Source organism: Shewanella sp. A22 (genome assembly GCF_053850585.1).
On sequence record NZ_JBSQBN010000029.1, the window covers coordinates 1 to 22,095 of the forward strand.

At 37.4% G+C, this 22,095-nt stretch carries 16 protein-coding genes and 2 tRNA genes; 2 read left to right on the top strand and 16 right to left on the bottom strand.

Annotation, left to right across the window (positions count from 1 at the left end):
• Positions 1-918: 918 nt before the first annotated feature.
• The 9 genes from ACWXWT_RS07435 to ACWXWT_RS07475 all read right to left on the bottom strand — a co-directional run bounded on the left by ACWXWT_RS07435 (position 919) and on the right by ACWXWT_RS07475 (position 12,734).
• Positions 919-995 (bottom strand) — tRNA-Pro (locus tag ACWXWT_RS07435).
• Between the two features lie 53 nt (positions 996-1,048).
• Positions 1,049-1,125: transfer RNA gene (locus ACWXWT_RS07440), tRNA-Pro, on the bottom strand.
• A gap of 191 nt (positions 1,126-1,316) precedes the next feature.
• Positions 1,317-1,907: a hypothetical protein gene (locus tag ACWXWT_RS07445; RefSeq protein WP_162022187.1), complete on the bottom strand. Its 591-nt coding sequence runs from the start codon at positions 1,905-1,907 to the stop codon at positions 1,317-1,319.
• Positions 1,907-2,347: a Panacea domain-containing protein gene (locus ACWXWT_RS07450; protein ID WP_162022186.1), complete on the bottom strand. Its 441-nt coding sequence runs from the start codon at positions 2,345-2,347 to the stop codon at positions 1,907-1,909. Before ACWXWT_RS07450 ends, ACWXWT_RS07445 begins: the two co-directional genes overlap by 1 nt.
• Positions 2,348-2,947: 600 nt before the next feature.
• Positions 2,948-6,115 carry a type III restriction-modification system endonuclease gene (locus tag ACWXWT_RS07455; RefSeq protein ID WP_456040986.1) on the bottom strand — a complete coding sequence of 1,056 codons (3,168 nt, stop codon included), beginning with the start codon at positions 6,113-6,115 and terminating at the stop codon, positions 2,948-2,950.
• Positions 6,116-6,125: 10 nt separating this feature from the next.
• Entirely contained in the window at positions 6,126-8,063 is a 1,938-nt protein-coding gene (locus ACWXWT_RS07460) for a site-specific DNA-methyltransferase (RefSeq protein WP_456040987.1), read from the bottom strand.
• 104 nt (positions 8,064-8,167) lie between these two features.
• On the bottom strand, positions 8,168-9,148 hold the full coding sequence (locus ACWXWT_RS07465; protein WP_456040988.1) for a DUF4391 domain-containing protein: 981 nt from the start codon (positions 9,146-9,148) through the stop codon (positions 8,168-8,170).
• The gene (locus ACWXWT_RS07470; protein WP_456040989.1) at positions 9,148-12,492 is read right to left on the bottom strand and encodes a helicase-related protein; all 3,345 of its coding nucleotides are present in this window, start codon (positions 12,490-12,492) and stop codon (positions 9,148-9,150) included. Before ACWXWT_RS07470 ends, ACWXWT_RS07465 begins: the two co-directional genes overlap by 1 nt.
• 5 nt (positions 12,493-12,497) lie before the next feature.
• Positions 12,498-12,734: an HTH-like domain-containing protein gene (locus ACWXWT_RS07475; protein ID WP_432363836.1), complete on the bottom strand. Its 237-nt coding sequence runs from the start codon at positions 12,732-12,734 to the stop codon at positions 12,498-12,500.
• Between the two features lie 366 nt (positions 12,735-13,100).
• On the opposite strand from ACWXWT_RS07475, the gene ACWXWT_RS07480 reads away from it, so the two are divergent.
• Positions 13,101-15,923 (top strand): DNA polymerase, encoded by a 2,823-nt coding sequence (locus ACWXWT_RS07480; protein ID WP_456040990.1) that lies wholly within the window; start codon positions 13,101-13,103, stop codon positions 15,921-15,923.
• Positions 15,924-15,984: 61 nt separating this feature from the next.
• Here ACWXWT_RS07480 and ACWXWT_RS07485 read toward each other — a convergent pair whose 3' ends face one another.
• From ACWXWT_RS07485 to ACWXWT_RS07495, 3 genes are all read right to left on the bottom strand, one after another.
• Entirely contained in the window at positions 15,985-16,461 is a 477-nt protein-coding gene (locus tag ACWXWT_RS07485) for a hypothetical protein (protein WP_456040991.1), read from the bottom strand.
• 97 nt (positions 16,462-16,558) lie between these two features.
• Positions 16,559-16,741 (bottom strand): helix-turn-helix domain-containing protein, encoded by a 183-nt coding sequence (locus ACWXWT_RS07490; RefSeq protein ID WP_162022179.1) that lies wholly within the window; start codon positions 16,739-16,741, stop codon positions 16,559-16,561.
• A gap of 3 nt (positions 16,742-16,744) precedes the next feature.
• A complete protein-coding gene (locus ACWXWT_RS07495) occupies positions 16,745-17,929 on the bottom strand; it encodes a tyrosine-type recombinase/integrase (protein WP_456040992.1) in 1,185 nt (394 codons plus the stop codon).
• Positions 17,930-18,330: 401 nt separating this feature from the next.
• Here ACWXWT_RS07495 and ACWXWT_RS07500 point away from each other — a divergent pair, with 401 nt between their 5' ends.
• Positions 18,331-19,638: a hypothetical protein gene (locus ACWXWT_RS07500; protein ID WP_456040993.1), complete on the top strand. Its 1,308-nt coding sequence runs from the start codon at positions 18,331-18,333 to the stop codon at positions 19,636-19,638.
• A gap of 577 nt (positions 19,639-20,215) precedes the next feature.
• On the opposite strand, the gene ACWXWT_RS07505 is transcribed toward ACWXWT_RS07500, so the two are convergent.
• From ACWXWT_RS07505 to ACWXWT_RS07520, 4 genes are all read right to left on the bottom strand, one after another.
• Positions 20,216-20,368: a glycine zipper domain-containing protein gene (locus tag ACWXWT_RS07505; protein ID WP_174839621.1), complete on the bottom strand. Its 153-nt coding sequence runs from the start codon at positions 20,366-20,368 to the stop codon at positions 20,216-20,218.
• 169 nt (positions 20,369-20,537) lie between these two features.
• Positions 20,538-20,966, bottom strand: coding sequence for a DUF2787 domain-containing protein (locus ACWXWT_RS07510; protein WP_456040994.1), 429 nt, complete (start codon positions 20,964-20,966; stop codon positions 20,538-20,540).
• Between the two features lie 76 nt (positions 20,967-21,042).
• Positions 21,043-21,621 carry a hypothetical protein gene (locus ACWXWT_RS07515; RefSeq protein WP_456040995.1) on the bottom strand — a complete coding sequence of 193 codons (579 nt, stop codon included), beginning with the start codon at positions 21,619-21,621 and terminating at the stop codon, positions 21,043-21,045.
• Between the two features lie 116 nt (positions 21,622-21,737).
• Complete coding sequence (locus tag ACWXWT_RS07520; protein WP_456040996.1) at positions 21,738-22,094, bottom strand: hypothetical protein; 357 nt, start codon at positions 22,092-22,094, stop codon at positions 21,738-21,740.
• Position 22,095 lies beyond the last annotated feature (1 nt).

Genomic DNA, 22,095 nt, shown 5'->3' on the forward strand with positions numbered 1-22,095 from the left:
TCTCAGGTATTCCACTTCTGTGTTACATCGATTTAAAAGGGAACAACCATTTCTACATCAATGTGCCTTGAATTGAAAAACCTGAGAGACTCTGAACTGACCAGATATTTAATGAGATTGGTATTACCTAAGGTGTTTGTTAATACAAGGTGCTAAAGCGGTTGCATCAAGAACTGGCACCAAGCATGACAAGTTGAGCCAATGGCTCAATGAGCTTGTGCAAACTCGGGGACATAACCGCGCATGTGTGGCTTATGCCAACAAAATGGCGAGAATGTCCTGGGCTATAACGGTATCAGGCAAAGATTATTCAACCATAGAAATATAAGTAGCAATAAAAAGTAAACCGCTCTTCAACGAATTGCGTGGGTAAAATGAAGCGATGACATAACAGGCAAAACCTGCATATTGAAAACCTGGCGAGTTCAGTGGTAGCAAATACCGATAACCTGATAAAGACAATATGCGCGGAATACATCGAGGTCAGAAGTAACAAACTTCATTTAAAGACCGTTAATATGACAGCAATCCTGTCCCTGTTATCGATGAATGACACCTTGCAATAAGGGAGGAGACCATATATGAACTCAGTCATTCATACTTCGCTCGATAGCAATATCCGCATAACGATAACCAAACTTGTTCATAACATTATGCGATACGTTGACGAGATGTCGTCACGTAAAAACGGGGATACTTTTAATTTGAAATGTCATCAGGGGGATATTTTGCTGTTAATTATTATTCTATTCCAATCCAGATTGAATAAGTTAACCACAGCAACCGTATCGCTACTACGAAGGCTCTTCGATACACCAAACCTACAGAGATAGCACATAGGGCGTAAAAACGCCGTTAACGGCGTTTCAGACCAATTAAACAAAAAAGCCACTCTAATGAGTGGCTTTTTTGTTTAATTGGTCGGTGATAGAGGATTCGAACCTCTGACCCTCTCGTCCCAAACGAGATGCGCTACCGGGCTGCGCTAATCACCGTAAATCTATAATTCATTAAACTATAACAGCTTAATACGCTTAAAGGCGTCAATTGGTCGGTGATAGAGGATTCGAACCTCTGACCCTCTCGTCCCAAACGAGATGCGCTACCGGGCTGCGCTAATCACCGAAATATACATAAAACAACAAATTGAATGGGGTGACTGATGGGGCTCGAACCCACGACAACCGGAATCACAATCCGAGGGTTACTATAGACAGGGCTTTACTGGACTGAGACTGGCATTATTATGATGTTACTTGGCTTAACTCCGCTTGATTACAGTTAGATATATTTTTGCAACTAATCTGCAACTGGCTCTAATCAACACTATAAATACGATGTTTCCGCTCCCACCAAACCATATAGAAATGAGCGTTTAGCACAACACCCCATGCTCGCTTGGTGTTACCCAAACGGAAACGAAATATTTCATCAAACTCTTCAAATCCCAAATTAATCCAACGCTCTACAGCTTCATCTGCTATATCAACGACATCATGCGAGTGGTGCATTAAATGACCCGAATCAGAACTTTGTTGTTGTATCTCTTTCCAATCTAATCCTTCAATATTATTTAAACCATTTAATATCGTACCAGTCCATTCAACGTCATCCCATGCCCTTGGCTCGCCCCATGACCAATCGCCCTCAGAATCAGCTTTTCGAGCACACCATGTCATTGTGAGGCCAAAGCGAGAGCCATTTGCGTTAACTCTAACTTGTTTGGGGGTATCTAAAGTGCTAATGCTTGCTTCAAATTTAGGGAGTTTTTCTATATCAGGTAAAACCTGAACTTTAGGCTCTTTTAGCGGGTTGTTTTCGATGAAATTTGTTTGAAGTTTAATGGATTTTTTATTTCTCTTTGCAGCTTTTTCTGCTTTTCTAGCAGCCCTATCGATAGCAACCATTATAGAGCTGAATAATATTCGTCCATTGAACCTTTGGTTATTATATTACTAGATGTCTGCATTGGTTCTAAGCCTTCTCGGGCGATAATCCAAGGCTGCTCTTTGTGTGTTAAGTCGCTTAACCACTGTGCAGTTTTCGATCCAAAGAAATCTAGAACTTTATCAATGCTATCAACTTGTTCTTGGCTAAGTTTGTCGGTGTTACCACCACTTACAATCTCACTACTAACCTTGAATTGTCCGCGATGTAAATTGTATAAGGGCTTTAAAACCGGGCCATTAGCCCACGCTTCGAAATCATCATCGAAAAGACACGCTTCATCCCAAACTAGTGACCATGCTTGAGAGTAATACATTAGCTTTTGCAGCTTCATCGCTGACATATCACCTTTTTTCTCTAGGATGTATTTAGCTACATCTTGAAATGTAATATCGCTCATATATCTCTCCAAAAATCACTAATTTAACGTAAATCAATCGGCGGCAAATTATACAGCCTTTGTTTTATACTGTCATTAAAATCAGTATTTATCAAACAATCCAAAAGGTAAATAGAATTCATTAGTTATTGTGTGCTAATACATTTCCCTATTAAAAACTGAATCAATCTCACCCAATAGTCGCAGAGATCGCTTGGTCTTGCAAAATTGGTTGCTATGACGTTGGGTCGACGTTGAAAAATTTATCTATTGTATAATGATAGTTTCCCCTACGAGCAAATCCTACTTTTATTTAATGCTCTACTTATCAGTAGGTTGCACAAAAAGTAACTCACTAACAGTTACTAAATATTTTTAGTGCTCTCTTCATCTAAAATTCAATAAATATTTCCTTACTCACTTTGACAATCGGTTGTTTATTGTAGGGGCATAGTTAATTTGGCCACCTAGTTACAGGCTCTAGCTAATTTCTGGACAAATATTAGTTAGAGTTAAAATTCAACTGTAATTGGCATATCGATTTTATCCGAATACTTATTCAAAAACATAAAAAGTACGAGATAGCCAGTTCTGGAGCTATCTCGTTAGAGGAGAAGTGCGTTATTCTTCTAGGTATGTAGCAAAAGTATTAAAATTATCAGCCTTAACAAACTTAGCAGGGTTCTCTATGGCTCTACCGTTTTTGTCTTGTGATAACGCTTTAAAGTGCTCAATACCACAATCAATTTTAGCTTGCTCTGAGGAGCGTAATTCATCAGAAAAAATACTTGATTTGGTTTCAACGACAAAATAGAGCTGTTCACCCATACCATCATCTTTGTCTATTAATACCGCCCAATCGGGATTGTAACTTCCCAATGGTGTATCTATTTTAAACCAAGCAGGTAGTTTTGCGTAAAGCTTAACATCCGTCGACTCTTCGAGTTTCTCAGCAAATTCAAACTCTGTCCCCGAATCACAAACGATGTAATCATAAACAGACTTTTTAGCTTCAACCATATCCTTAAGGTATCCGGTTAATTCTTCCTCTTGGAAGAGCTCTTGAGCATAAAAATCATCATCTCCAATTCGATGATATGAAATGCCATCAACAATAGCTAAACGCATCTGTTTACGAATGACTTCACTAGCTAACTCAATGAATTTTTGAGGGTTATTTTTAAACGCCTCTAATTTATCACCAATACCAAGCAGTATGTCTACAACGGTTTTACGGGTAAGGTTAGTGTATGATTCAAGATAGGTGACAATATCAGGAAGTTTAAAGTTACGATTACGGTAATATTGAATTTTTGATTGTTCATCAAATGTTTCCAATTCAGCCTCTGTTATTGCGACTTTCACCTTTTTATATTCAAACTTGGCACTACCTACTGCGACAGACGATCTAATTTCTTTGATACACTTCTGTACAAGCTCACCAACACTGAAATTAACTCGATATGCAGTTTTATACTTGATACGTTCCCAAAGCGCTTTAAAATCATCGCCAAGCACAATTTGCTTACCATTATCTTCACGTAGTCTAGCTGTTTTCTTTTCTTCGTGTTTTTTGATACTCAACCCTTTAGCAACTTTACTTAGAGTCGCAAGAATTGCTTCAGAATGTTCTATAACGCTTTCAGGTAAACTCACTGTATTATCAGCTAAATCAACTTTTAGGGAATCTTGAATTTTACCTTTTTTATCAATATAACCTTTAGCCGCTAAGTGTTGATAAATCTCTTCAGATTTTTTCGCTCCAAGAAACTGTTTAGTATCATGTTCACCATAGATCACAATATTAGCAAATTGATGCTTTTCTACTGCACCAAACTTAATACCCTCTTCTTCTTCAATTTCTTTTTGAAGTGCTGCTACAAATTCCTCATAAGATTCATTCGCCATAACCGTTAGCGTATTTACTTCAAATCCATAAGGTACACGCTCACCAGACTGATCGACAGCTAAACGCAAACCTCGGCCAATCTCCTGACGTTTTTTCATCACGGAATTAGTTTCGTTAAGGGTACATATCTGAAATACGTTAGGATTATCCCATCCCTCTTTAAGGGCCGAGTGACTAAAAATGAAACGTAACTTCTCATCCATTGAGAGTAACTTTTCTTTGTCTTTCATAATCAAGTTATAAGCAGATTCATCAGCAGCAGTTTTGCCACCTTCTCCCTTTGCTGAAAGCTTAGACTCTGCAAACAAAGGATTACCAGATGAATCTTTTTTCTTATCTTGTGCAAAGTAGCCATTATGAACAGAACTCGCTAATTCTTTGAGAGATTGCTCATTAACAATGAACTTGTCCCCGTTTTTATCCCATACACTAGGATATAGGATCCTATACTTTGGCTTTCTAAGCTGTTGAGTAAACTCTTCTTCAAACCACTGTGCAAATTTACCTTGTACAGGCACACCGTCTACAGAGTAACCTCGATAGTTGGCGACTTTGTCAATAAAGAACAAGCTCAGAACCTTGATCCCTTTTTGGCTAATAACCTTGGAGTGCTCCATCACATCAACACCTTGAGTGATTTTTTTATAAAATCTCAACTCTTTTTCAAGATGCTCTTCAACCGTTTTTGATACTTGAAGTCGCTTGTAAGTATCTTGGTCAACTTCACCAATAGCTTGACCTAGTTCAATGATGTCATCACGACTGGTAAAATCGATATACTCATTGCCTTCTTCACAATAAATGTCGTTAATCACATAGCCTTCGTAAATACTTCGTCCATTTGAAGCTTCAAATAAATCAGTACCACTTTTTACGGTTATTGTTTTACGGGCTTGCAATTTTCCCGTTTTAGTTTGAGCATCAATTTCAACTTTAGCAGTAATTGGTGACTTCTTGTTATCAACACCAATCAGCTTAATATAAGCTTGGTTATGATTGTCCTGAACCTCAATCGACGCTACTTCAATCTGTTTAACCAACTTACGCTCATATGCATCAATCGAATCAAGCTTGTAAAGCATATTTAAATTTTCAGTTAGCGTTGCTGAATAACGGAAAGTGCATAAAGGGTTCAAGCTCGCAATTGCTTGTTTGCGATTAGCGGTAGATGCTACTGATTGAGGTTCATCAATTAGCACTACTGGGTGTGTCGCTTGGATGAACTCAATTGGCTTCATACCGTTTAGACGATCGTCTGTACGGTGAATTAAGTTAGCAGTAGACTCTTTTTCAGGATCAACAAATGACTTACTGAAAGCATCAATGTTGATAACCATAATCTGAATATAGTCATTGGTAGCAAAGTTTCTGACTTGCTCACGTTTTGAAGAGTCATAGACAAAGTAATCATACTGCACGTTTTTATATTCTTTTCTGAAATGATCTTCAGTCATTTGCAGCGATTTAAAAACACCTTCCTTGATCGCTACTGATGGAACAACGATGATGAACTTTGTTAAGCCATAACGTTGATTCAACTCAAATGCGCTTCGCAAGTAAACGTATGTTTTACCCGTACCGGTTTCCATCTCAATAGTAAAATCAAGACTCGGCAGTGCTTGCTTCGTTGTTTCAGTTTGAGGTAAACCGTTAACTAACTGAACATTTCGAGTATTTTCATATAACTCTTCTGGTAACAAGCTCAAGGCATTAGCAACACCGATACCATCATTTTTCTCAAACATATCCGCTTGAACAGCATTTGATACAGAAAAATTAGATTGAAATGTTTCTTGCCCTTCAAACACACCTACAACGGCGTTAATTGCATCTTTTTGATGAGTCAGATCTGGGTCAAACTGTATCTTCATTTCAGACATAATTTACCCCTTAAATGCTTTTAACATCGCTAATACCTGCCTGCTTCAAAATCTGGATTGCATTGGTTTTTACATTGCTATCAGCAAATCCAGCATCTTTAAATACAACTTGGGTAGTCTCTGGGTTTAGTTTTTCTTTTAACTTGGCAATACCTTCTACCACTTCGGCTGTAATTTCATCATCTAAACAGACAATTAACGCTCCAGCACCAACAACAAAAACCTGTCGATCATTTCCAAAATAGTCGTTTACCATTTCAATATCTACAGGTGTAGTTAATTCATAGCCATACTTTAGAAAAATTTCATACAGTACATCTTCACTAGAACGATCTGATTTAATTGATTCAGTTGCTTGTTGAAGTACTTGCTCAAGATTATCGAAGTCTACATTCCAAGGTTTTATATTTGTTTCGCTTAACATAAATTTCTTAAACCCAGAATCAATCTGGCTATTTTCTAAACTAATTTTTTCTCCAGCTCTAGTTATACGTTTACAAGTTATATCACTTATTTTCTTATAATTAGTAGTTACATCTGAGAGAGGTTCTGGTAGTTGAATCGCAACAAATTTACGGTTCCCATTATCTTTTAAGTTTCGACTCATCACAGCATGTGCAAGTGTTCCTGAACCAGAAAAAAAGTCCATGCAAATTTCATTTGAATTAGGTGGACAAGAATAAACTACTAAATCTTCTAAAAATTCAACTGGCTTTGGGTTATCAAAATCAACATCAGGCATTAAAGCTCTATACTTTTTCGTTGCTCCATCTGTAGAGTAGTCTTTCCCAAACATTATGGACTTTGGCTTAATTCGCTTAATTTCTCCTGATTGATCTAAGTAATCCTTCTCGTAAATATTATATTTTCCAGAATCTCTCACGGTTTTACCAATTAAGCTTGATAAGCGTAAGCTTGCAGTACTTTTTCCCCAGCGCCAACGACCATCAACATTATTGGACTTAGTAGGCAATGCTTCTATACAAAAACGTTCGTTCTTTTCCAAGCTAACTTCGGACGTTAATGGATCGACATAAAACGGGTAGTACATGTTCGGCCTTTCCTCTCTTGTATCCGCCCCACCACGTTTACGTAGCTCAATCAGCCTATACTTTCCGTTATCATCAGTAAGTTTGTAATCTTTTATTTTATCTTCTGGCAAATCTAAACCGTATTCTTCAAATAAATCAGATTTTTTGTACATCATCAGTCTTTCATTTGCTGTAGCTATATTCTTTTTGTCATTTCGGCCTTTTAAATTATTGACAACACATACATCAGCAACAAAGTTTATTTCACCAAATATTTCATTCATAATATTTCGGAGGTTTAATGATTCGTTATCATCAATGGATATAAAGATAACACCATCATCTTTAAGTAAATTTCGTGCAAGTTTTAACCTAGGATACATCATATTCAGCCAATCAGAATGGAATCTTCCCGAAGTATCAGAGTTTGTATTGGTTTTTTTTCCTTCATGATCTAGCTGACCAGTTTGTTCTAGGTAATTTTGGATGTTATTACGAAAGTTATCTTTATAAACAAAGTCTTTACCTGTGTTATAAGGAGGATCGATGTAGATCATCTTTACTTTTTTATGGTAAGATTTTTGCAGTAACTTAAGCACTTCAAGGTTATCGCCTTCAATGAATAAGTTTTCGGTGGTATCCCAGTTTACGCTTTCCTCGATACATGGCCTTAATGTACCTGTCGAAGGTGTTTGAGAGATTTGGCGAGCCTTAGTCTTACCATGCCAAGTAAAATTGTAACGTTCTTCTGAATCATCTACTGCTTCACCAAGTGCAGTTTTAAGAGCTTCGAAGTCTATTTTATTTTCTGAGAAAACGTCAGGAAAAAGCTGCTTTAGTTGCTCAATATTTTGCTGTGTGATATCTAAGCTTTTTGCTTCAGGGCTGCTGCCCGTGATTTTATCTATTCCACTCATTTTCATACTCACTATCTAAGCCAAATTTGTTTGTATCGAGTTGTATAAAATATTGAATAAACAACTACGTTCTATTTTATGTCATATCATTTCTTTGGCTCACTTTATGCCAATTGAGAAGTGATTGCTGAAATTGCTTGTTTTATCTTTCTTGCTTCTACATTGAGTTTCATTTTTGTATTCATTTGCGTCTCTTTCTTAATCTTGTTCCTGATGCTGCTTAACTCAGCTTCTAATCCTGCTAACTCACGGAGCAAAGCTGTTTTATCCTCATTGCTCTTTTCACGAAACGTTAAACATAAAGTTGATTCCAATAGTGAATCATGTTGTAGCGTATAGTCTTGTGATTCAGATTGTAGATTACCCTGTTCAATTGAAAAGTTCTTAGATGAGCCATCTATATTCATATAGCGACCTGAAATCTTACTTGTTTCCAGCCCTATGAGCATTGCTATGAAATCTTGATAAAGCTCAAAGTAATTGAGGTTTGACGCGTTTTTTAAAGAGAAATCATTAAGAAAGTCATTGTGAGCTTTTGTTAGGCTCGATGAGTTTAACCAATCACTATTATAGATATGCTCTATAACCAATTTGGTTTTATCGGCTTGACTAATACGCTTATCAGCTAGACTGATAGATAATTCATCAGCTAGCTCTAGCAGCAGAATTACTGGGTATGGAATTAAAGTATGTAAAAGTTTAGAAACTTTCTTTAAGGCATTAGATTTAAGTTTGCCTTTGTCCTTATTGCTTAGTTCTTGAGGCAACTTTAACGTAACTCGTATCACAGCTATCTCTATATATTCAACTATATCAGTAGTATAAACAGGAATATTAAGCGTTTCTGGCTTAAGTGTGTTTAACCACTCGATAGATTGAATAACATCCGTCACTAATTTTTTATCATTAAGGCTTAACTCGTTCCCATTGTGACTAGATGAATCTAAGAGCATTTTCTTAGTGATTCGTGTGCCTAGAAACGTAGAATCAGGTAGTCCCAAGTGCTGACGTACCTTGTCAGCTAATCTGTTTGGTTTAGCATCATCTAATAGACGAAAATCAATATGCTCTATCATTTTTTCCATTACACAATGACTATATAACTAACGACTTCAAAATCATTCACGTTTTGAGTGCTAGATGATAATAAGACAGTACCACCTCTACTAAACAGGCTTGTAGCACCAATTTCTTCACTTTTACCAGCAATGTTCTCTACCGCTTTTGCTAAAAGATTTTGATAATGATTCATTTTTTTACCATTTTGAGTGCAGTTAGCAAACTGGTGATAAGCATCAGCTGATTGTTCCATGTCGATTAGCTCTGAACCCAACTTTTTACATAAATCGAGTATTTGTTTTGACTGGGTGAACGAAAGCAAAACTTCTCCGTCGTCAGCGATATAAGCAAGGTAGTAAGGGGCAAGAGAGTAGCTTTCCTCAACCTGGACTTTGCCTTTAATATCTTTTAGGCAGAAAATTACCCCTGATTGAATTTCATCACATATTTGCGAGAATTTGCTCGTAAATTGACTTGAATTAGAAATAAAGACGGGAGCAAACAACCCCACTGGAGATTGCTCTAATAATGCTGAATTATCTTGATCTTTGTTACTAAGAAAGCTTGAAAGATCCATTCTAAAATCATTCAGCGTCAAATCGGTTATAGAGACACCACCTGTAATTTCTTCGAGGTCTACCACTGCATTTTGAAGCTGTTCAAGTTGCTTCCTGCGGTACTCTAAATCATTCATCCCTTTGTTTTTCTTCGAATCTTGTTCACTGTCAGTTTCAATCAAGTTCTCTTCACCAGTTGCTGAAATATCAAGTAGCACCATTCTTCCGCTCACCCTAGCTTCTAGATTGATATACTCGTCCAATTCCATATTAGGCCAAAAGTTCACCAGCTGAATGACATCATTTACTGAACCTAAACGGTCTATACGTCCAAAGCGTTGAATAATACGAACGGGATTCCAGTGAATGTCATAGTTTATGAGATAGTCACAGTCTTGCAGGTTCTGACCTTCTGAAATACAGTCTGTTGCGATTAAAATATCAACTTCTTCTTTGTATTCAGGGTAAACCTTCTCTCGTTCTTTGGATTTGGGTGAGAAGTGGGTAAGCAAACTATTTAAGTCTGATGTAAACCTTTTACCTACTTTTCCATTTTGGCTAGGAGTACGCAGCGTTGTCTCAGTTCGTTGCCCTGTTATAACAGCTGAGTGAAGGCCAAGTTCTTTTTCAGCCCATGGTGCAATGTTTTTGTATAAATATTCAGCGGTATCGGCAAAAGCTGTAAAAATGATAACTTTTTTGTTATTGCCATTAATCGGTTTTCTGGATTTTTCACTATAAGCTTGCTTTAACATTGATAATTTTGCATCACGTTCAGCATCAATGCTTTTTGATTCTTTAACAATTTCTTGAAGAAATACTCTGTCAGCTTCTAGATCCTGTGAAAATCTGATTAAGTCCATATCTTGAATACGAACTTTGGTTTTATTTCCTATAAGATATGGAGCAAGTTCAGGTGAGTTAAACTCAAGATCATCTATTTCTTCTATTGGTGGGGCCACGAATTCATAAGTAAGGTCGTCTGTTAAGCTGGGTTTTATGTTTGCATTGAAATTATGGATCTTTGTTAGTAATGCATCGACCTGAGTCAATATTTTTTCTGATGTTAGAGTAAAAGAATGGATTGAACTTTCCATGCGCTTAAGCATGTTAATACGGATCAAATGAATCAAGCTTTCTTCACGGTCAACCTGTTTAAATACGCTCTTACCCCCCTTTACTTCTTGGTCATATCGTCTTGCATATTCAGCTTTTTTATCCATTCTCACGTATTTCATTGGTGAGTAGAACGCAAGTGACAGTCTACGGATAGTCTTATTTACTTCTTCCAAAGGGGGAAATTGATCTTTAAGGTCAATAGATGCCTTCAAGTTTACAGGTAGGAGGCGTGTAGGAAACTTACCTATATCGGCAGTGCCGTAATATTTTTCGATATGCTTCCGTGAACGTGCAATAGTATAAATATCGAGCAACTTGAAATAATCAAAGTTCATCGAATCAAGCAATTCTTTAGATGTTCTCACATAAGGATCTTGTTCAGCCCATTTAGTAAAGCGAGCTTGGGCTTGCTTTAATGTACTTTCAATACTGTTAATACCATGTTCCGACAACGCTTGATCATTTGCTTCCGTAATAAACGCTACTTGATTTTTCATATCATTTAAGCGGTTATTTACAGGCGTAGCAGAAAGCATCAGGACTTTGGTTTTTACACCGGCTTGAATGATGTCTTCCAGAAGTCGTTGGTAGCGATTTCGCCCATCTTTCTTGGGGTTATTATTGCGGAAATTATGTGATTCATCGATTACAACGAGATCGTAGTTACCCCAATTAATTGTTTCAAGGTTAATATCGCCTGAATAACCAGCTGTACGGCTCATATCGGTATGGTTAAGTACATCGTAATTAAAGCGATCACTCGCGAGTAAATTACGTTTGTCGTTTTGCGTATAAATAAGCCAGTTATCACGTAGCTTTTTAGGACAAAGAACAAGCACCTTATCATTGCGAAGCTCGTAGTATTTTATTACTGCAAGAGCTTCAAATGTCTTACCTAAACCAACGCTATCAGCAATGATACAACCATTAAAGTGTTCTAGTTTATTAATTGCCCCTAACACACCATCCTTCTGAAATTTATACAATTTATTCCAAACTAATGTATCTTTAAATCCTGTTTTTACTTTTAAAATCTTGTCTTCTTGAAGATCACCGACAAAATCTTTAAAAATATTATATAAGGTAATGAAATAGATAAATTGTGGTGTTTGATCACAGGTAAACTTTGCAAGTTCAGCTTGAAAAAGTTCGGTGGCATCTTTGACTTGTGCTTTACTCCCCCAAACTCGGTTAAAGAAGCCTAAAAGTTCTTGTGCTTGATCTGCTTTTGCAAGGCTTATCATATCAAAGCCTGAAGATACCGTTAGCCCCAGACCTTGCCCATTAAATTGAGCACCATTAATTGCAATTGAGTTTGATTGAGAATTGACATGGGTGATATGTTGCTGAACAGCGCCTGCTTGTTGAACCAAGCGAACCGATGCTTTCTCTTTCAACCAATCAGCAAACTCTTGCGCTATCGCTTTTTGGTTCAATTGATTACGAAACTTGTTTTCTAGAGTCGTACCATTAAGAGCACCAAAAGGCGATTCACGGTCAAAGGAATCAAATGAGTCGAAACCTTTTGCTTGAGAAAATAGTAGTCTAATTGATTCTAATTTGTTCAACGACTCTTTCAAGTGATCGAAAGCGTAGATAGAAAAAAGCCCCGTCATAACGGAGAGCTTATCGTTGGTTTTAATCGTTTTTGAAAGTGTATCAGCTACTTTATTAGTAACGTTGTCAATTAACATACTGTTTAAACCTTCCTTGTATCTAAACCAGCAGCTTTGAGCCTTGTTGTAAGATTTCTCATCTTACTAAACTCAGTGGCGTAACTAGGCCTCAATCCGACTTCCTCACAAAATTCTCTAGCCGTAATATTTCCTAATTCATCAGCATATTTGATGGACTGAAGATGTAATTCGGCCATGTACTTATTGCGAGGGGCGGAGGCAAGTGCTTGCTTAATTTCTTCTATAATTTCTTTGTTCACAACGTATCCACACTAGGCAAAACAGCTTCTAGCTATTTTAGCTATTTTTGCAAAAATAGCTAATCGTAGTGATTAGGTTCTTAAACCAACAATGGGGCAGAAGTAAGTTAGAACTCAAGACCTGAAAGCAACGACAGACGTTGGGTCGACGTTGCGAAATTCATCTATTGTATAATGATAGTTTCCCCTACGAGTAAATCCTACTTTCACTTAATAATATATTTATCAGTAGGTTGCACGATAAAAAACTCACTAACAGTTACTAAATATTTTTAGTGCTCTCTTCATCTAAAATTCAATAAATATTTCCTTACTCACTTTGACAATCGGTTATTATCATTGCTCTATTACAGCAAGGAAAAGCAGATGAAAGATGATTTCGAGGAAAGCTATCTGGATGCTCCTGAGAAGCCAGAAAATAACAGTACTGCTGAGGCTGATGATTTAGAATCAAGTTACGGCATTGATGATAAGTCCAGCTCTAGTAGAAATCGCGATAATATTAAAAATAATAATATGCGAGAAGTTAAATCAAAAAAACAAATAAGCAAAGAACGCCAAATAGAGATCAGAAAACACCTTAAACAAAAGCGAATCCCAACGGCATTAAAGCCAATTATATCTATCGATACAGAGTATGAACAAGATGGCGAGCAAAATAATGTTTTATCGTATCAATATGTTGTGAGTTTTGAGGGTAGACGTTGCCAAGGTATATTTTTCACAGACTCAGGACATAAGAAGCATAGGCTATCGTTTGAAACCTTCCTAGCTAAAGTTATTCAAGCTGCCATTCAAGAAAAAGTTATCAGTAAATGGCCCGAACACATATTGTTGGTGGCACATTATCTAAAAGCAGATTTATTCACCTTCAGTAATGCGTTTAAAGATATCAAAACACTCGTCAGCTCGGTGCGAAAAACCGTAGCAAGTTTGCGAGATGGTTACGCTGTAGATCTAGGTAAAGAGTTTAAAAAACGTATAGATGACAACCCCTTTAAGCTCAATGATGGCAGTAATAATACATACCCAATATTAGTGACATTCTACGATTCCATGCTCTTCGCGCCAGCAGGTTTCCAATCATTAAAGAAAATTGGAGAGCTTGTCGGCTGTCCTAAAAAAGAGATACCACCACCATATGATATTTCACGAATGGGTGAATACTTAAACAAAGATAGAGATGGTTTTACAGAGTATGCAATAAACGATGCCATGATTGCGTGTTTGCACATTGAGCAAGTCATCCAGTATGAATGCATTGAAGGTGGGAACCCCCACTTATCGTTTACGATAGGAAGTTTAGCTGTAAAAGCATTCAAAGAAACACTGCTTGTACGGTATAAAGAAATATTTAATATCGAAGAAGATGTGACGCTTAAAGATGAATCATTCAAAGAATACTTTAATAGCATTTTCGGTAAAGAAAAAGTTGTCACTGAAAGATGGATTAAAAAGTCAGGCTCAACAGAGTTTCAACCCATAACGGATAAACATTATGCACTAAAAAGTGTCCCTCACCTTTTCGAGACGATGGCAATAGAATGCTACCACGGTGGCCGCAATGAGTGCTATATCACGGGGCCTACAGGCATTGACACATGGTATGATTTCGATGCCCCAAGTTGCTATACGGTGATTTTGAATGGGTTGAGAAGTCTGGATTTCGATCGTATTAAAATATCGGATAACATTGAAGACTTTCTTGGCGATGTTTACGGTCTTTTGAGGGTAAAGTTTAAATTCAAAGACGACACTATGTACCCTTCTTTACCTGTAAGAGCAGACCCTTTTGGACTCGTTTATCCATTAGAAGGTATTTGTTATTGTACAGCTGCTGAAATAGAAGTAGCGCACTACCAAGGAGCCCAAATAGAGATACTACAGGGGTTTCGGATCCCGTGGCTCGATGATGAGCGAATTTTCACCCCATTCATGAAACTGGTTAGAGCTAAAAGACAACACTACAAAACGAAGCAGTATGCCAATGATTTTCTGGAAAAATTCTGGAAAGAAAAAGGAAATAGTTGTTACGGCCGTCTAGCAATGAGTTTAAGACCTAAACGCGTTTTCGATATTAAATCGGGCAATATGAAATATCTAGAACAGGGCGAATTAACAAACGCTTTTTTCGCTGCATATGTATCAGGCACCGCTCGCGCTCTTCTCTCATCGCTTTTATTAGGCGTTCCGAAGGATAAACAAGTAATAGCGTTAACTACAGATGGTTTTACATGTAATTCAAGCCTTGAAGATATCGATAAAAGCAGTCCTGTTTGCAATCGCTTTAGGTCGTTGTTCCATATGATAGATCCTAACGGGGGCGACATATTAGAAGAAAAACATAGAATGCAGCAAGTCATCGCTATGAAAACAAGAGGTTATACAACTGCAATTCGTGATGATGATCCTGAATGGAATTCAAAATTTATTAACGCCCGTGCTGGTGTTCAACTACCAGAAGAAGCTGATGAAGAAAATCCTGAAGTGTGGGTGCTCAATAAATTTTTAGACCGTACCCCAGATAGCACCTATATAAATAAAAGTTTAACGCCATCACAAGCCATGTTTTTATTTGATCGCGATATGATCTCAATTGAAAAGAAACAGCTACTTAACTACGAGCCCGACTTTAAAAGAGATCTTATACCAAATGGTATGGTTGACGTTCATGGCAAAAGTCATCTTCAATGCCTCAGTAAACCCCACAGAACCGTTGAAGATATGAAGCTCAAACGATCTCGTTTTGACGCATGGCGCATCAACAATTGCCTTAAAACGGAAGAAGACTGGGATAACTGGGAGGAGTATTTTAAATTATCTACGAGCTTACAACGCATAGGAAAAGGTAATTTTATGAATATTAAAAAAGGGGAAAATATTACCAATGTGTTTAAACGTCTATTTTTGCGGGTATGGGTTCAAGAACTATGTGGCGTAACTATTGATGGAATGAAGCAAAATGCCTTTGCTAAATGGATGAGTGAGCTCGATGAGGGTATCTATCCTGTTAATGCAGCTGCAATAAGTTCAGCAAAAAAGTCAGAGGTTTTTTATGGCAGGTTCCCCGTTACGCATCGCGTCATCAAGTTACTCAAACATTTAGTCAAAAAATTCCCAACGTTTGATTATGAAAAATTATTTTTGCCTGATGATATAGAGGAGTTAAGGCGGTTGATGCAACAGTAGTGTTGTGTAAATTAATTAATAAGCCCAGTAATGATTGTGGGCTTATTAATAATTGAAAGACTTACGCCAGGTATTCATCCCATTTAAAATCGGATTTTCTGCCATTTGATATATCAACAAGAGCTTCTGATAAGGCCTTTAGCATCTCATCAAAGTCACTAAACCAATCGTGACCTGCAACATATATGATTGTTCTCGGCGCTATTGACGAAATAATCAAACAATCCGTTTTGGTACTCATGTAGATTTCATCGATAATATCCACGCTTATCTTGCCACCATCAGGTAAAGGAAGGCAACGACGTGTACCTATGTTGTCTGCTATTTTTTCAAGCATTGCATCTTTCTTCTCAGGAGACACATCACCACCAAGAAAATATGATCTATGGCCATCAGAACCAAACCCAATCAACCAATCGCCTGCGGCTTGTGTATCTGTAGGATCTATCCCATCGCGATTTACAGTAGTAATACCTTGTAAACGCGTTACATTTACGGCTTTACCATTCGAATCTATATCAAATATTGCTTTAGTCATTTTAATACTCACTTGTTTTTAAAAGTTATGTAGCTAGTCACTACGATTATCATTAAGGTTTACCAATTAAATCGGCGTATAAAGTGTGTTGCTGTAACTATTTATCCTGCATTTTCAACTCCCAATCTCTTATTGCTTGAGCAGAAAATAAGACCTTCCTACCAACCCTAAATACTGTGGGTAGTTGCTCAGGATGACGGGATACATTAGCTCGCACCGTTTTCTCATTCAGACTAAACATCTCAGTGAACTCAGCGATGTTAAAAGCACGTTTTTGCATAAATTAACCCTCCAAAGGGTGTTTAATAAAAGAAGATAGAGAGTGACCAGCAAGCATGGCCTCGCTCGTTTTAGTGTTAGCATCAAGTAATTTATCGTTTTGATTCAAGGCATAAATCAGGGTAGTTTTTACATCGGCATGGGCTAGGTTTTCACGAACAATGTTCAAATCCCCAGTAACTCGAAGCTGCATAGTGGCAAACGTACGCCTCAGATCATGTGCATAAAAATGCTCGGTATTACCTGTTTTTTCTTGAACGATACGACGAATACGAGCCATACATTTAGTTGGCTTACTCATGAATTTACCGGGAATACGACTAGGAAACAGGTACTTGCCATCACTATGAGGAAGTGCCAACTTTATAATATCGCTAGCAATTGGGCTCAGCTGAACATCAATTGGATTTCCAGATTTAGAATCTGGAAGATGAAGAACAGTTAAATCTTTAGTTAACATGCTTATTTCAATCGATCTAATATTTCCCTGGCGCTGACCTGTAACAGCGGATAGAGCTAAACAGTTACCATGTATTGGGTTTTCATCATTAAGCGCAGTTTTAATAAAATGAAATATTTCTTCATCGGAGCAACAACGCTTGCGGCTAGGATTCTCCCTAGGTTTTTTAATGCCTAAGCATGGATTTCTATCAATGATTTCATGGTCAACTGCTAGCGACATAAATTTTGAAATCGCAGCTTGATACCTGGCAATAGTTGGCGATGAGCGTTCGTCTGATAATCCATTTAGCAGTGTAACAATGTGGAGCTTAGTGATATCGCTTACATAGTCATCACCGTGAGCTGCAACAAACGGCCTAAGACGTTGCTCAAAACCCTTACTATCCTTATGGTGTTTTTTTGAGTATAGCCGCACAACATCATTAAGAAATTCGTTAACCGTAATGGTAGGTCTCGTTTCAAATTCTCCATTAACGATCTTTCCAATAAAATCGTAAGAGCGTTTCTCTAGCTCTTTCCAAGTGTTGTCACGTAAGTTTCCAACCGTTTTATAGTACCGCTCACCGCTATAATTCATCGCAACAACAATAGGCGTTCTTTTTAAATTTGGCACTGCTAGAATCCGCTCATCCCCTCCCAAATAAGCAACTTTATCCTCACCGGGTTTGAGTAAAGGCAAGTTTTCTAATTTCTTCTGGGTAAATTTCCCAATCGATACTTTCTTCATGATTTTGTCTCAAAGTTAAATAGTGTTAATCCGTGTAATCTGAGAACAAAGATAAACGATAACCACTTTAAAACCAGTTACTTAGAGTCAAACCTAAATAAGTTTTTATTGGACAAAATACCCGAACGTACCTTTATGAAAAGTCGCCATTCCACGTATTACAAGGCTTAGATGTAAATCACATTTTTTATGTTGCTTTTTAATGAGTCGAGGAAGATAGCTTGAGACAAACGAACGCCGTTAACCATTGATTCTTATATCAATAAACAAATTATTCACTATAAAAAAAAGATTTTTTATAGTGAGTTAAATATTGTTGGAATTAATAGTGAAGTGGTTTTGAAGTGTTTTTGCTAATATGTATCGCTATCATATTGGTAATATTGACGAGTGAGTGGATTATGGCGAGGGCAAAAGAAGCATATTTATTCATTGATAAAAAAATGTATGAGAAATGGCTGCAAACAAGTAAATCGACTATCGAGCCGACGTTAACCCTTACCCTAATATTTTTGATGAAACGTTTTAAACTATCCCACCGATCAGTAATTAGTCTATTTAATCAAACGTTCGATCAAAGCATTAAATTACCAAGCAAATCAAAGGTGTTTAAAGAAATTGCACACTTAAATAAAACGCACAACTATATGAAATCCTTTTCATATACATATTTAACAATAGACGGTGTTGAAGATGTGCCGAATATCAAAGCAAAACGAACAAATAACGAGGGCATTAACGCAGATAACGAGGTGTTTTCACTTTCGGGTAGAATACGCAATAATCACATATTCTTCGATCATCTAGCCCCTCCAAATAACAGCTTCCCACTCTTAAGTCATGCAACCCAAAAAAATGTGATAAAAAAAGAAGTAAACAAATTAGATCAAAGCCTAACGTGTTGGTTTGAAGATAACCATTCATTAATTAAAACATTCAAATCTGTCTTAAATATCACCAATAATGAAGACCTATTTGACGCGTTAATCCCTTTCTTGATAAAGAAAAAATGGAAGTCACACGGCTCGATAAATAATAGCTGGATAATTAATAGGTTAAATACAATAAAAAGCAGTCATCTACAGTCAATACCAGATAAATCAGCATACATATCTCTGGCACTCAATAAACGCAACACCATACCCACTCAGCCAACCTTCCAAATAGGCTCATTAACGATTTCATTAATTGCCCTCGCATACAAAGAAAATAAGCCTACTTACGCAGGAGATCCCTTCGCTAAAAGGTTATTGCTATGGTGTCGATGTAATAATAGCGGTATGAATTTCACCAAATTACTGGATAAATGGTTGAAGACAGACGAACAATTGACTTACTCAATAGAGGTCGTTAAAAAGAGTAATCGTGTAACTATAAGCGCCATCGACAACAAAATTGATATTCCATATGTAAAACAAGGCATTAAAAGAGACCAAGTAAAAACAAAAAATAATAACTTTGGCTATGCAAGCAGTACGACGCTGAACAATTTCGGTCACGATATACCGGACGATTTCCAAACAAACCCTGCGAAAACAGCACTAAAAGCAACACCTCTCGAAATAGCTAGCTATGAAAAACTTGATGAAGATAAGCTTAAAGAGCACTTAACCCTATGGGTATATTACCTAAACTCATTATCAGACCTAAGTGCCGATGATAAAATCCACTTTGATAAATCCGAATACATAATTAACATTCAGAACTAACAAATACAGATGAATTAGTGTTATCCCCTACGAGTAAATCATACTTCCTAGTAACCAATTGTTTTTAATTACTTTACTCAAAATAAAGCGAACTAAACAACTATTCTATATCCAACAAAATCACCCCAATTTCAATTAGAAATTAGGGTGGCTATCAAATAGGTTAGTAATATTCCTTTATGTACCCGTAAGCTCTATCAAACAGCACTTGATCGGTATGCAGCTTGTACTTAAGCAAAGCTTTTCGAAGAGACTTTTGAACTTCTCGCTCGCCACCTGTGGTGGTTTGCCAACCAGGACTGCTCAAGCTGGGAGAGTGTTATTTTTTCAATTGCCGTTTATCACTTCTTCGAATGTAATTATTCTCTATCCCCCAATAGAGAAATTACATACTGTATTAACTTCATGATTAAATTAACTAATCATAGAATTCCCACTTCGCACTATCCTCTGTTTGCGTACAAGAGGTAAAAAAAATATGGGATAGCCAGCACAGTCCAAGCTATTAAAATTCTATTTTTTAGCGCACTGAAAAAAAAATGAGCTCGCCCTACCTGCCCATTTTTTAAATTAATGATTAATCATCCATAACAAACCCAACAACACCACCAATAATAGCCCCAACAGCCATACCCTGTGGGCCAAATCTTGCGCCAATTAAAATACCTGTGGTTGCACCTTTTACAGCGCCATTTGAAAGCACACCATTGTCTGAATTTGTGTTGCTCATTGTCCATTTCTCCGCTGTTATACTGCTCGCCGAATGATTAATCCGGCTTTCAGTTAGATTGACTTGAGGTAAGCAAGCCATCACACCACTATTTCCTTGGTGTAATGACTGGCATATTTTGACTCTGATTTTTCTTAAACCTACCCCTGTCTATAAAAGGCACTTCTGCTCAATCAAACGAGATTTTTACGCTGAATATTTCCATCTCTACATAGCTGATGAAGTTAGTCAGTAATAGTTCGATAAGCTCATTTCCATCTTCTTTTTCTAAATAACCACCGTATAAGGTATAAACCTGCTGTGTGATAAAACATATATCGATCTCTTTAACTAGCTCAGGATAAGGTTGTCCTTGAAAGCTAAAGTCGGTGATATATTCAAAACCCCATTGACCATTGTTGCTGGTGGATTTGATGACGCGAATTTCCACGGGGTGGAAACCGCCATCATCTGCTGAGTAACCAGGATCTCTAAAATTAAAGGTTATACCTGTTATCTCTTCCTGCAGAACCGTTACCTTGGATAGTTCGTTGTTGAATATGCTGTAAAGCGCTTCGGGCACACGAAAGCTCTGGCTTGGATTAAAAGTCAGTTTCATTATGTTTTCCTAATTTGAGTTTGTGTAGGGGAGTTAGCGTTAACGTCGCCTATGAACGCTGATTATTCGGGGGAAATTAATTTTGAGAGACCGTTGGCAATGGCGTTAACTTAGACAAATCATCTCTGTGTTTAGCCCAATCAGTGTGAACTACATGTAGGAACTGGTTTCTATTGGATTGCACTATTAAGGCGATCCCTTCACAACGCAAAACCGCTGATAAGAAGCTCACATTGTTAGCCGAGCCACCTTTGATGACAGTTTTAAACGTAGAGGATCTAAATGGCTTCTTACCAGCAAGCCCCTCAAGGAGCATATATATTTTGTCTAAACCAACCCACTCTTTACTAAATAAACCACCAGAATCATTACTTGTTAGACGAATATACAGGCTCTGATCATCTTCATTCAACGCCACCTCATAGCCAATAAGACCAGTAGATTTAGGTGATAGTTTTGGGGCTAGACCAACAAGTATTGTTTTGTACTGCATATCTACATCAACAGTACTTTCTGCCGCTTTTAGGCTAGCTCCATCTATCTTATTTTCAGGGTTTGCCACTTCTTTCTTACCCGTAACATTACCAATTTTTGCATCGGTATTGACGTTTTCACCAGTCCCACCTTTAGTGTGCTTTACTGTTTTCGTATTCATGATTTATTTCCTGTTTTTTAATCGGATTAATGGGTTATTTGTAGTTATAAATACGGCGCTTAGGCCGTAGAATTAAAGGTAAACCTGTATGACAACTGATCCGTACTAAAGGGTTATTAGTCATTAGCCTTGCTCAAGTCCAAATTAGCAGGCTTTATTAGATACAGACCTCGGCCTTCATCATCGGTAATCGTTAATGACAGTTGGTAGCCATCTGGCAGGCTCTCGATAAACTCCGGCAAGTGTTCGGAACGTTCGATAAAATAGCGAGTGACATCATCAAGGCAGGCTAATGATTTATGGGCATCATCATCGGGATCAAACACGACAATCGTTGATGTGTAGCCACGCCAAAATTCAATCGCTTGTACTCGAGAGCCAAAGGGCTCTAGCAATAAATCAACAACGCATTGAGCCACGACAGGATTTAATGCTAATTGTTGCTGGGTAGGTAAATAATGAAGTATTTGCATG